The 13,445-nt window shown below is 42.3% G+C and carries 10 protein-coding genes and 1 pseudogene; 9 read left to right on the top strand and 2 right to left on the bottom strand.

Annotated elements, in window-relative coordinates; all coding sequences use genetic code 11:
• The 9 genes from VJY63_RS06865 to VJY63_RS06825 all read left to right on the top strand — a co-directional run.
• The coding region (locus tag VJY63_RS06865; protein ID WP_324049336.1) for an integrase core domain-containing protein at positions 1–355 on the top strand (355 nt) is incomplete at its 5' end.
• 259 nt (positions 356–614) lie between these two features.
• On the top strand, positions 615–1,205 hold the full coding sequence (locus VJY63_RS06860; RefSeq protein WP_324049334.1) for a restriction endonuclease subunit S: 591 nt from the start codon (positions 615–617) through the stop codon (positions 1,203–1,205).
• Between the two features lie 3 nt (positions 1,206–1,208).
• Positions 1,209–2,756, top strand: a complete 1,548-nt coding sequence (locus tag VJY63_RS06855) for a type I restriction-modification system subunit M (RefSeq protein WP_324049332.1) — start codon at positions 1,209–1,211, stop codon at positions 2,754–2,756.
• A gap of 114 nt (positions 2,757–2,870) precedes the next feature.
• Entirely contained in the window at positions 2,871–3,749 is an 879-nt protein-coding gene (gene dinD, locus VJY63_RS06850) for a DNA damage-inducible protein D (protein WP_324049330.1), read from the top strand.
• Complete coding sequence (locus VJY63_RS06845) at positions 3,739–4,542, top strand: Fic family protein (protein ID WP_324049328.1); 804 nt, start codon at positions 3,739–3,741, stop codon at positions 4,540–4,542. Before dinD ends, VJY63_RS06845 begins: the two co-directional genes overlap by 11 nt.
• A complete protein-coding gene (locus tag VJY63_RS06840; protein WP_324049326.1) occupies positions 4,532–5,755 on the top strand; it encodes a restriction endonuclease subunit S in 1,224 nt (407 codons plus the stop codon). Before VJY63_RS06845 ends, VJY63_RS06840 begins: the two co-directional genes overlap by 11 nt.
• 11 nt (positions 5,756–5,766) lie before the next feature.
• Positions 5,767–7,281: a hypothetical protein gene (locus VJY63_RS06835; RefSeq protein ID WP_324049324.1), complete on the top strand. Its 1,515-nt coding sequence runs from the start codon at positions 5,767–5,769 to the stop codon at positions 7,279–7,281.
• Between the two features lie 105 nt (positions 7,282–7,386).
• A complete protein-coding gene (locus VJY63_RS06830; protein ID WP_324049322.1) occupies positions 7,387–10,689 on the top strand; it encodes a type I restriction endonuclease subunit R in 3,303 nt (1,100 codons plus the stop codon).
• Between the two features lie 5 nt (positions 10,690–10,694).
• Complete coding sequence (locus VJY63_RS06825) at positions 10,695–11,444, top strand: SprT family zinc-dependent metalloprotease (RefSeq protein ID WP_324049320.1); 750 nt, start codon at positions 10,695–10,697, stop codon at positions 11,442–11,444.
• Positions 11,445–11,614: 170 nt separating this feature from the next.
• On the opposite strand, the pseudogene VJY63_RS06820 reads toward VJY63_RS06825, so the two are convergent.
• Both VJY63_RS06820 and VJY63_RS06815 read right to left on the bottom strand, forming a co-directional pair.
• Positions 11,615–12,780: pseudogene (locus VJY63_RS06820) on the bottom strand (IS3 family transposase).
• Positions 12,781–13,348: 568 nt separating this feature from the next.
• Positions 13,349–13,435, bottom strand: coding sequence for a hypothetical protein (locus tag VJY63_RS06815; protein ID WP_414674823.1), 87 nt, complete (start codon positions 13,433–13,435; stop codon positions 13,349–13,351).
• Positions 13,436–13,445: the final 10 nt, after the last annotated feature.

The raw sequence follows: 13,445 nt of genomic DNA, 5'->3' as shown, positions 1-13,445 counted from the left end.
GTCGGTTAAGCAAGCTTATTGGCTTAGAGGGCACCCAAAAGGTGTTATCTTCCACAGCGACCGTGGCTCACAGTACACCAGTAAGAAGTTAAAAAATGCGTTGACTAAGCTAGGTATAAAACAGTCGATGGGTGATGTTGGCGCTTGTTGGGACAATGCCGTTGTTGAACGCTTTTTTGGCAGCTTAAAACACGACTGGATACTTAAAGCTCAACACCCAACTTACGAATCTATGGCAGCCGATGTTGCTGCGTATATGAAATATTACAACCTAAAAAGGCTTCATACATCTAATGGTGATATGACCCCAGTTGAGTATGAAAATTATCAATTAAAAGTGTCCACCTGGGCTTGACCAGTACAACCACTGTACAAATAACCTGTAAAAATAAGCGACACATAAAACCGCCCTATTCGCTTTATGGATGACACTCTTAGTATCATCAAAAGACAGATGAACCAGCACTCCCAGCAAGCTTAAAGTCATCATCAAATGCTTCTATCTACGCTATGGTTTTGCACCAATAGCAATGAAGCATTTTTATTGACTTTTTCTCATTTTTAAGAGACTATTTATGCATCATAGTCGATGAATTAAGGCAAAGGGAAGCGTAATGCTAAAACAAATAGCATCAATTAATGCGGGTTATCCGTTTCGAGGGAAAATCCCCGAGGTTTATGACTCGACAGTAATTGCTGTGCAGATGAGAGATATTTCATTACCCGATGGCGTTAATTGGGTTGATTGCATAACAACAAAGCTAACGGGCAAGCGCGATCCCGATTACTTATTAGAAGGTGATATTCTTGTCGCTGGTCGTGGCAACCATAACTACGCCGTACTGGTTGATATAAAAAAAGCTAACGAGACACTTGGCTCCACTGTTGAAGCAGTAGCCTCGCCTCATTTTTTTGTTGTAAGAGTCAAACATAAAGAAGTGTTGCCAGAGTTTGTAGCATGGCTATTAAACCAACCTTACTGTCAGCGCTACTTTGAACAAAGCTCTGAAGGTACACTGACTAAAAGCATTCGTCGCAGCGTACTAGAAGACACGCCAGTGGTTATTCCACCGTTAGCAAAACAACAGACAATAGTCGCATTAGCCAAAACTATTAATAAAGAACAAAGGCTAATGCAGCAACTTATACAAAATGGCGAGCGCACAATGAACGCAATAGCCAATGACTTATTCAACAAGGAATAACAAATGAACGATAAAGTTAACCAAGACAGTATTAACAAAGCCTTATGGGCCGTTTGCGATACCTTCCGCGGCAGCATAAGCGCCGACACCTACAAAGACTTTATTCTGACCATGTTGTTTCTTAAGTACATTTCCGATGTATGGCAAGACCACTACGAAGGTTACCAAAAAGAATACGGTGACGAGCCAGAACTGATTGAAGAAATGATGAAATCAGAACGCTTTGTACTACCTAAAGGTGCCAGTTTTTATGCTCTGTGGGAGCGTCGTCACGAACCAGGTAATGGTGAGCGTATAGACCAAGCGTTACATGCTATTGAAGAAGCAAACGGCACGAAGCTAAAAGACGCGGGTAAAAGCGTGTTCCAAGACATCAGCTTTAACACCGACAAACTAGGTGAAGAAAAACAGAAAAATACTATTTTACGCCATGTACTAGAAGACTTTGCTAAGCCAGAACTAAACCTTAAGCCCAGCCGTGTTGGCACATTAGACGTTATCGGTAACGCCTACGAATACCTTATTAAAAACTTTGCTGCCAGTGGTGGGCAAAAGGCAGGGGAGTTTTACACCCCGCCCGAAGTATCTGAATTAATGGCCACACTATTAGACCCACAACCAGGCGATACCATTTGCGACCCTGCTTGTGGCTCTGCATCACTTTTAATGAAATGCGCTCGTAAGGTTGTTGAAAATCACGACAGTAAAAACTACGCCCTCTACGGCCAAGAATCCATTGGTTCTACTTGGTCACTGGCTAAAATGAATATGTTTTTGCACGGCGAAGACAACCACAAGATTGAGTGGGGCGACACTCTAAACAACCCTAAACTATTAGACAAAAACGGCGACCTAATGCTGTTTGACATAGTGACCGCCAACCCACCTTTCAGCTTAGATAAATGGGGGCATGAAAACGCCGAGAATGATAAATACGGACGTTTCCGTCGTGGCGTACCACCAAAAACAAAAGGTGACTACGCATTTATCCTGCACATGATTGAAACCCTAAAACCCGCTTCATCTTCTAAGCACGGCGGCCGCATGGGTGTGGTTGTACCGCATGGTGTTTTATTCCGTGGCGGCACAGAAGGTAAAATTCGTACAAGTTTAATTGAAGAAAACCTACTAGATACTGTTATTGGCTTACCAGAAAAGCTTTTCTACGGCACCGGCATACCCGCCGCTATTCTAATATTCAAGAAGCAAAAAAATAACGACAAAGTGTTATTTATAGATGCCAGCCGTGAGTTCAAATCAGGTAAAAACCAAAACCTATTAAGCGACGATAATATTGCAAAAATAATCGAAACTTATAAAAACCGCACCAACGTTGATAAGTACGCTTACTTAGCCAACTTAGATGAAATTAAAGAAAACGATTACAACCTAAATATTCCACGCTATGTCGATACCTTTGAAGAAGAGGAAGAAATCGACTTAATGGCAGTACGTGCTGAGCGCGAGCAGCTTAAAACCCAGTTAGCTGAACTGGAACAGCAAATGGAAAGCTACCTAAAAGAGTTGGGCTACACCCACACCAACGCATAAGGAGCATGCAATGAAACAGCAGGAGATTTCAGACCATTTTGCCGAAGTTGGGAAAATGGTCGAACTTGGCTCAGGTAGCCAGCGCGAAATTGATGATATGGGAAATAACCAACCATGAGTACAGACCTACAAACACTCAGAGAAACCTTAGAATCAAAGGTTCAGAAGGTCGACGAGCAAGGCATAGAGTTTTGGTTTGCCCGTGATCTCCAGGCCCCCCTTGGTTATGCACGTTGGGAGAATTTTAAAACAGCCATTAATCGTGCTATAGACTCTTGCGAAGCCGCAAACCAACTAGCTTCAGATCATTTTCGTGGCGTCACGAAAATGATCGAAACAGGCAAAGGTGCAAACCGCCCTGTTGAAGACTATATGCTTACTCGCTATGCCTGCTTACTGATTGCTCAAAATGGTGATTCACGTAAACCTGAAATTGCTTTTGCGCAAAGCTACTTTGCCGTGCAAACCAGAAAGCAAGAAATTATTGAAGATAGAATGCGTCTTCAGGCGCGTATGGATGCTAGAGAGCGCCTTAAAGAGTCAGAAAAAGAGCTATCGCGAAACATCTACGAACGTGGAGTTGATGGCGCAGGCTTTGGCCGCATCCGCTCCAGAGGCGATCAAGCCTTATTTGGCGGAAACACCACCCAAACCATGAAAGATCGCTATGGTATTGTGGCGACTCGGCCGCTAGCCGATTTTTTGCCTACGCTAACTATTGCAGCTAAAAACTTAGCAACAGAAATAACCAACCATAATGTCCAACAAGAAAACTTACAGGGTGAAGGCTCAATAACTACAGAGCACATACAAAATAATACCAGCGTACGTTCCATGCTTGGGCAGCGTGGAATTAAGCCCGAAAACCTTCCAGCCGAAGAAGACTTAACAAAGCTGGCAAGGCGCGTTAAAGCAGAAGAAAAAAAGTTAGCCAAGCAAAGCCAAACACTCCCACAAGACTCTGACGCTGCGGAAACTAAAAATGAACAATAATAAGTTGTTTAAGCTTGCTGACTTACTCAAAGCCAAGCTAGACGAACAGCGCCCGTTGCCCGCTGAAATAGTCAGCAACCTACACGAGAACTTAGTTCTGCAGTGGACCTACCACAGCAACGCGATTGAAGGTAATACCCTCACGCTTAAAGAAACCAAGGTGGCACTGGAAGGTATTACCATTGGCGGTAAAACCCTGCGTGAACACTTAGAAGCCATTAACCACCGCGATGCCATTTTGTTTGTTGAAGATTTAGTCACCAAACAACAGCCTTTAGATGAGTACAGCATTAAATCTTTGCATCAACTGGTACTGAAAAACATCGATGCCGACCCTTCTAACAATAATGCTGGCCGTTATCGCCAAGTGAACGTGCTGATTTCTGGTGCTAACCACAAACCACCACAAGCCGTACAAGTACCTGAGCAAATGCAAGCCTTTATAGCGTGGTACACAACCGATGCCCAAGCTTTACACCCTGTTGAGCGTGCTGCCCGTGTGCATGGCGAGTTTGTAAAAATACACCCCTTTACCGATGGCAATAGCCGCACAGCCCGTTTACTAATGAATCTCATACTCATGCAGTCTGGCTTTCCTGCCACTGTTATTGAAGTAGAGCAGCGCTTAGCTTATTACGAAGCACTCGATACTGCTCACTGCACCGGCGACTACAGCAGTTTTATTGCACTGATTGCAAACAGCGTTAAACGCAGCTTTGAACCTTATTGGTGGGCGTTGGGGATAGAGGCTGAAATGGCGAGTTTTTTAAAGGAGATTGGATATGGTGCCTAATTCATGGGTGTCGTGCCACCTTGGCGATTTTATGGAGTTCAAGAATGGGCTTAATGCTGATAAGAGCCAATATGGGTACGGGCTAAAATTCGTTAATGTTATGGATGTTTTTGGTAACGATATCCTTACTGAAGATAAGATTATAGGGCGGGTTAATGTCGCTGAAAGTCAGTTAGAAAGTAACTTGCTTAAGTTTGGAGACGTGTTATTTAATCGCACCTCCGAGACATTTGATGAAATAGCCATGTCAGCAGTTTATCTAGACGATAAACCGGCTGTTTTTGGTGGTTTTGTAATCCGCGCTAGGCCAGGTAAGGGAATCCTCACTCCTGCGTATTCTGTGTATTTGTTTCAATCATCCAAGTTTAGAAATCAAGTAATAAAACTTGGGCAGGGAGCTGTACGAGCTAATATAGGGCAAAAGGATTTAGCAAAAGTTAAGGTTTCAATCCCACCACTTCCCGAACAAAAGAAAATCGCCCAAATCCTATCCACATGGGATAAAGCCATCACCACCACCGAACAGCTACTCGCCAACAGCCAGCAGCAGAAAAAAGCCCTGATGCAACAGCTGCTCACCGGCAAAAAACGCTTGTTGGATGATAATGGGATTAGGTTTAGTGGGAAGTGGAAGAAAGTAAAGCTTGGTTCTGTTGCAGATATGAACAGCGGCGGAACACCAAAATCCAGTGTTGAAGAATATTATGGCGGGGATATTCCTTGGGTTTCCATTGCTGATATGACCAAGCATGGCAAATGGATTGTTTCGACTGAAAAATACCTTACTCCTATTGGGTTAGAAAACTCCTCTGCGCGAATATATCCTAAGAACACTATTTTATATGCAATGTATGCATCAATCGGTGAGTGCAGCATAGCTAAGGTACCTTTGAGTTCTTCGCAGGCAATTTTGGGTATTAGACCTAAAGACTCGCTTGATTTTGAGTACCTATATTTCTTCTTAAGCTCACTGAAAGAAAAGATGAAACTTCAAGGACAGCAAGGCACACAGTCAAATCTAAACGCAGGAATGGTTAAAGACTTTACAATCATACTACCAAGTGTGGAAGAACAACAAAACATCGCCGCCGTGCTTTCCTCAGCCGACCAAGAAATCGATAGCCTGCAACAAAAAATAGAAGCTTTAAAGCAAGAGAAAAAAGCGCTGATGCAGCAGTTATTAACAGGTAAGCGCCGAATACAAATTAACTAAGGAGAACTAATATGAAAATAGGATTTTTTTTTGGTGCAGGAGCTGAGATTGGATATGGACTTCCAAGTGGTGGAAAATTTGCAATAGATCTGTTTAGGCAAGATCCAACACCTTATAAGATAAAGTTTAGGAAGCAATTAAAAAATATAGATTCCCGTAGCTTGTATGCAAACTCATGGCTTCCAAGAGATTATGCTAAAAAGAATATTTTCGTCTTTGGGAAAAATGAATTTACAAGCATTATCGAATCATCAATACAATACAAGCGAAATGAGATCATTGAAAAGTTAAATGATTTTGATAAAGAATTTTTATATGCATGTAAGCAGCTAGAAATAGAAGTCGATAAGTTTAAGAAAAAATTCTCAAAGGAGATAGAAAAGGATATAGGAGAGGTTTTATATGATCAAGATATTAGACTTAATGAGAAACTAGCTAAAGACGTAAAAATTTTTGGATCTGAGTATTATTCTGGTGCTTTAGAAATTATCCGCTCAAGACAGGATTGTGACGACCTAAGAAGATATACAATTGCTTTTTTGCAATTATTAGTAGGAGCCTATGGGCAGGACTTTGTTCAAAGTTTAAATGAAGAGCTATTTGAGTCGGCACCTGATGATTTGCCAATATTTGATGATATTTTTGGTATGTTTCGCTTAGAGTTTGATAGGGTTGGTTCAACAGCTTTAGAACTTTTACTGAATGAAAATAGAAACTTTGATACATCTGATGAATCTTCGGTGATCAGCTTGTTTTCAGCAATATCTCAAAAAATACTAGAAAACTTATTCAGCACGGTATTGGATTATCAAAAATTAATAGATGATCATTTTAGGTTTTTATTTTCACCTTCTACAGAGTGGGCAAAATTCACTAGAATGGCTATTTTCATGGAGATAGCTCATGAATACATTATAAAACAAAAGCCAGATTCAATACCAAATGAAGGATATTATCACGACGTTAAAAACTTTATAGATTCTGGTGGAGAGGTAAGCGTAATAGGGACTTCCAATTATAATAGCCTGTTTCAAGAAATTAATAATGAAATAAATCTTCCTCAAATCAGTGTTTTTCACTTAAACGGAAGTACTAAAGACTTCTATAATCCTTATAAAAACGAAGTAATACAAATTAATGATAGGGATAACTATAATAGAGAGCAGATCCTCGTTCCGTTTATGCTCACACAAAGCGGCTTGAAGCCTTTAACCTCAGTGGAGATGTCTAGGCGGTATGTTGATTTATTTGATGCTTACAAAGATTCCGATATTATTATCTCAGTTGGGTTTGGATTTAATAAGGATGATAGCCACATAAATGGTTTGTTTAGGGAATTGGTTGAAAAAGAAAATAAAAAGCTTTTTGTTGTAACTATTGATCCAAAAGAAACAACACAAGCTCTTAAGAAAAAGCTGCGTCTAGATGATAACTTAGATAATGTCAAAGTTATACTGGTTAACTCAGAAACCAGATGTTATAACGGCACTATATGGTATAAGGAAGTAATCGAACAGTTGGGATAGAATTGGTTGATTTATAAGAAATAATCAATGCGGCTATTAAGTATTTAACTACCCCGTAAATATTTAAAACACCAGTAATATCTCATTTAGCAAGGAGTGGATGGGATGAATCCTACCCCAAAATTCCAAGAAGAATATAGTGCCAAATTACCCGCGCTTACCCTGCTAACCAACCTTGGTTGGCAGTTTTATTCACCCGAGCAAGCATGGGCTGCACGTGGCGGTAAGATCGATGAGGTGGTGCTGCGTAGTGTTTTGCGTACAGAGCTGATTAAACGTACCTTTATTTTTGCGGGCAAAGAACATTTGCTGTCTGAAAAATCTATCGACAACCTCATTGCCGAAGTATGCAGCCCCGCGCTAAATGAAGGTCTGCTCACCGCTAATGAACGGCTGTATAACCACCTGCTGTACGGCATTTCAGTGACTGAGTTTGTCGAGGGTAAAAAGGCCAACCCCACTATCGCGCTGATTGATTGGCAAAACCCAAGCAATAACAGCTTTGTATTTACCGAAGAATTTACTGTAACCCGCTCTGGCGGCGTAGAAAGTCGCCGGCCTGATATTGTGTGCTTTGTGAACGGTATACCGCTGGTGGTGATTGAAGCTAAACGGCCCGATGGCAACAGCCAAAAAGGTCCGACTATCAATGAAGGTATTTCACAGTGTTTGCGCAATCAACGCCACGACGAGATACCGCGATTATTCGCTTACAGCCAGCTGCTGCTGTCGATCAACGGCAATGAAGGGCGTTATGGTACCTGTGGTACGCCAGCGAAGTTTTGGGCAGTTTGGCGAGAAGAAGATTTTACCGATGCCCAAATGTATGCGGTTAAAAACAAACAACTGTCAGCCACACAAGTAACAAAACTATTTAGCCACCGGCCAACTGCAGACTTACATTGGTATCAGAATCTTATTGCGGGTGGTGAGCTGGCTGTCACTCGACAAGATCAACTCCTGATTAGCCTGCTTAGCCCCTCTCGGCTATTAGAGTTAACACGTTACTTTACTTTGTTCGATAAAAAAGCCGGTAAAATCATTGCTCGCTATCAACAAGTGTTTGGTATCAAGCGGCTGATTGAACGCATCAATACTCGAAATAGCACTGGCGGCCGTGAAGGTGGCGTGATCTGGCATACCACAGGCTCAGGCAAGTCATTTACCATGGTGTTTTTAAGTAAAGCCATGATTCTGCATGAAAGCCTAAAACAGTGTCGTATTGTGGTAGTGACTGACCGTATCGATTTAGAAAACCAATTAAGTAACACCTTTGCTTCAGGTGGTGAGCTTTCTAGTAAAAAGGATAAAGCAGCTGCCATGGCAACCTCGGGCACACGCTTAGCTGAGCAAATTGGTAAAGGCACTGAACGTATTATCTTCTCCCTGATTCAGAAGTTTAACTCAGCGACCAAGCTGACTGAATGTGTGAACACCAGCGCAGATATTATTGTACTGATTGACGAAGGCCACCGTAGCCAAGGTGGTGAAAACCATATTCGCATGACACAAGCATTACCCAATGCCGCCTTTGTGGCATTTACCGGTACACCCTTGTTAAAAGACAATAAGACCACCAATAAATTTGGCCCTATTGTGCATGCCTACACCATGCAGCGTGCAGTTGAAGACAAAGCCGTAACACCGCTTCTGTACGAAGAGCGCATTCCTGACTTAGACGTAAACGAACGTGCTATAGATGCTTGGTTTGACCGTATTACAGAAGACCTTTCTGACGAACAGCAAGCCGACTTAAAGCGTAAATTCAGCAAGAAAGGCCAGGTATACAGTTCAGAAGACCGTATTCGTTTAATTGCCTTAGATATTGCTAACCATTTCATTAAAAACATTGATGAAGGCTTAAAAGGCCAGTTAGCCAGTGACAGCAAACTTTCCGCTATTAAATACAAACAGTATTTAGATGAAGCTCAAGAACTATGGCCACAAGACAATCGTTTTGAGTCTGCCGTAGTAATGAGCCCACCCGATACACGTGAAGGCAATACAGAAGTAGATGAAACCACTACACCAGAAGTTATCCAGTGGTGGAAAGACAACATAGGCACTCAAGACGAGCAAACCTACACCAAGCATTTAATTAGCCGCTTCGCTGACGAAGCCGACCCGCTAAAGATGTTGATTGTGGTAGATAAATTACTCACAGGCTTTGATGAACCTAAAAACGCCGTTCTCTACATCGACAAGCCATTAAAAGAACACAACCTGATACAAGCCATCGCACGGGTAAACCGTTTACATGCCAAGAAAAAGTTTGGTTTGTTAATCGATTATCGCGGTATTTTATCGGAGCTAGACACCACCATTCAGAAGTACCAAGACCTAGCCTCACGCACCCAAGGCGGTTATGACATAGACGATATCGAAGGTCTCTATAACCAAATGAGCACTGAATACAAAAGACTGCCCCAACTGTATAAAACACTTTGGGCCATCTTTGACGGCGTTAAAAACAAAAACGATACCGAGCAATTACGACAGACGTTAATACCTAAAACAGAAGACCGTGACGGTGAACTTGTAGACGTAAACCTAAAAATACGTGAAGACTTTTACGAAGCTTTAACTGCATTCTCTAGCTGCTTAAAAGTGGCACTGCAATCGGCAACCTTCTTTGAAGACAGCAGTTTTAGCGATAACGACCGCCGCCACTACAAAGAAACAGTTAAGCAGCTTTCTAGCTTACGCCAAGTGGTTCAACAAGACGCTGGCGAGCGTATTGATTATGACGAATATGCAGCCCAGGTTAAAAAACTGCTAGATAAGCACGTGGTTGGTGTGGAAGTAAAAGACCCAGAAGGCGTGTATGAAGTAAATAAAATGGGGAAAACAGCCCAGCCTGAAGATTGGAGCGAAGACAAAACACGTAACGAAACAGACATAATCAAAACTCGTGTAACTCGTATGATTGAACAAGAGCTACAGGACGACCCCTACGCACAAGAAGCATTCTCTAAACTCTTACGACAAGCCATTGAAGAAGCAGAGAAACTGTTCGAGCATCCTCTTAAACAATACATGCTATTCCATGAGTTTGAAGAACAAGTACAAGAGCGCCGCTTAGATGACATCCCCGATGCTTTTGCAGACAACCGTCACGCCCAAGCATACTTTGGTGTATTCAAAAAAATACTGCCAGAAACCTTCGCCGTCGTTGACCAGCAGATACAAGACAAGTGGATAGAACTGGCTTTTGAAGTAGACCAAGCCGTAGTAACTTCCGTTACCGAGAACTCTATTAACCCACAAAACATTGAAGCGGATATTCGTAAAAAATTACTGCCGCTTATGTTTAACCAGTGCAAAGCAATTGGTAGCGGTATGAATCAGGCTAAGAAAATTGTTGAAATGGTTTTACAGATCACCCGTGTTGGCTTGAGAGAGAGCTAACTAAAATGAACGTAGAGGTTTATCCGACACCTAAACGACTTAGCTTCTCTTATGGTGATGAAGTCATCGCCTTTGAACGCAGACCAAGGCAAACCAATGGCAATGTATTGATTAAAGTGCATTCGGATTGTCGTGTAGTAGTTTCCGCACCAGAAGATACCGATAACGAAGCCGTACTGGCCGCCGTAAAAAAGCGCAGCCGTTGGATCTATAAGCAGCTAAGAGAGTTTCGTAAACAGCTAGAGCATGTAACCCCACGCAAATACGTCAGCGGCGAAAGCCATTATTACCTTGGCAAGCAATACCTTCTTAAAGTAAACGTAACACCAGAACAGCCACAGAGCGTAAAACTACTGCGTGGTAAATTAGAGGTATCTGTTAGAGAAAAGGATGCAGGTAGGGTACGTAACTTACTGACAGACTGGTATAAAACCCGTGCTAAAGAAGTGTTTAACAAACGCCTAGATGTAATGCTTGAACAAGCTTTATGGGTAACTGAACGACCACCGTTACGTGTTTTCACTATGCAAACGCAATGGGGAAGCTGCTCACCCAATGGCCGCCTAACACTCAACCCACACCTGATTAAAGCGCCCAGAGATTGCATAGATTATGTAATACTGCATGAGCTATGCCACATAGCCGAACACAACCACAGCGAACGCTTTTACCGCCTAATGAACCAAGTAATGCCTAAGTGGGAAACAGTTAAAGAAAGACTGGATGGAATGGCTAACAACATATTAGTTTTATAAGGTTAAAAGTACGGTAGACGAGCGCCCTGAATTTGTTACATAAAAATGAAGCTTCAGTCAGTTAAGAGTCCTCCGTATAAGAAAGCTCATCTATTGGAAGCTTTAATTCTGTACTAGTACATTACACAGTGTTTAGCTCAAAAATTTACTCCTTTGAACTTCCCCCACTTCTATAGACACTCGGCTACTGGACTTAAGTGGTTCTTTTCTTCGTATTCTACTGGTGACATCTGGCCTAGGTAGCTGTGACTTCTTTTACGGTTATAAAATACTTCGATATAATCAAAAATATCACTACGCGCATCTTCACGAGTAGTATAAACCTTACGTCTGATTCGCTCTTTTTTCAATGAACCAAAAAAAGATTCCACAACCGCATTATCCCAGCAGTTACCGCGTCGACTCATACTAGGGGTTAAGTTATGGTCCTTAATAAACTTCATCCAAGCATCGCTGGTGAACTGTGAGCCTTGATCAGAGTGGATGATTACTGCGCCTTTGGGTCTTCTACGCCATAGGGCCATTAATAGTGCATCAAGCACTATCTCCTTGGTCATTCTTTCTTTCATCGACCAGCCAACAACCCGGCGCGTGCATAAATCGAGTACGACAGCTAAGTATAAAAAGCCTTCTCGGGTTTCAATGTAGGTAATATCAGTGACCCAAGCCTTGTCTGGTTCATCATAATTAAACTCACGGTTAAGGATATTATCTGCAGCATCTTCGGGCTTACCAGCAGGATGATGCCTTGGTACCCTATAGCCTCTTAATGCACGTATATTCGCTTGCTTCATTAGCCTCGCTACTCGGTTAACTGAGCATTTTTCGTCTAATTTCTTTAGCTCATTATGAATACGTGGGCTGCCGTAGATATAATCAAAATCTTCCCATATTGTTTGGATTAAATCGGTAAGACGCTTGTTTTCAAGGGTTCTTGGTGAGTCAGGTTGTTTAAGCCATTGATAGTAACCACTCGGATTGACCTTCAATAAACGGCACATGAGCCTGACTGGGTGGCAGTTCTTATGTTCTTTAATAAACGCATACCTTAGCTGAACTGCTTGGCAAAGTATGCGGCGGCCTTTTTTAGGATATCTCGCTCTTCTTCAGCGCGTTTTAAAGCTACTTTAAGCTGAGCATTTTCGGTCGCTAAGTCTGCCTGTGCGCTGATTACTGGATCTGGATTGGTGGCTTGCCTATGCTGTTTTAACCAGTTGTAAAGGGTGCTTCTAGTCACGCCGACTCATTCAGAAACTTCTAAAACGGAATAGCCACGTTCAGTGACTTGCTTAATTGCTTCGGCTCTAAACTCTGGTGTGTAGTGGGGTTTCAACATGTTAATCTCCTAAGGCATGCATTCTAACTTAAGAGTGTCTAGTAGTTTAGGGGAAGTTCACTTTCCACTTCATCATGAGTACGGAAGTTAAGTGTGTTTACCAACGCTAATATGCTTCTTCTTGAAAACATTAAGAACTCTCTGTATGGGCCTAACGCCGCCAACACGCGCAGCTTTGTAGTGAAGGCGAAGCCGCAACGAAAAAGCTGTCGCCGTGCTTGGCCTGGTTATGTTTTGGTTACTCGATGCCATATATATACTGGTGTTTTCTTGAAGTCTTGATGGCGACCTAATGAATCAAGTGTTTCAGAAGCGCCACCCGCTGCAACAACCATAAGTGATGGAATCAGAGGGAGAGATGATCCCGAGAGCATCGCGGTCGTTATTCCACCTAATGAAACCAGAACTCCTTTAGTGGCTGACCGGGTAATGGTACGAACATTACGTCTCAATTCATCTATCTGCGGTAATATCTCATTGCTGAAGTATAACTGGGCATGGGTTTCAAAGTTCTCTGGCTCAACGTAAGCGCCCCTAAATCAGCACCCTTGCAGAACGGCTACTTAGCTTAATCCAGCTCTACATTCCATGGCAGCAGGGCTTCGAGTTTTTCTAATGTGTCAGCGACAGCTATGCGGTCAAGAATGTGCTTGATGTAGGCTTGT

The sequence above is a fragment of the Marinospirillum sp. genome, from assembly GCF_035271045.1.
Classification (GTDB): Bacteria; Pseudomonadota; Gammaproteobacteria; order Pseudomonadales; family Halomonadaceae; genus Marinospirillum.
This window is presented reverse-complemented; position numbering and strand designations above follow the sequence as displayed.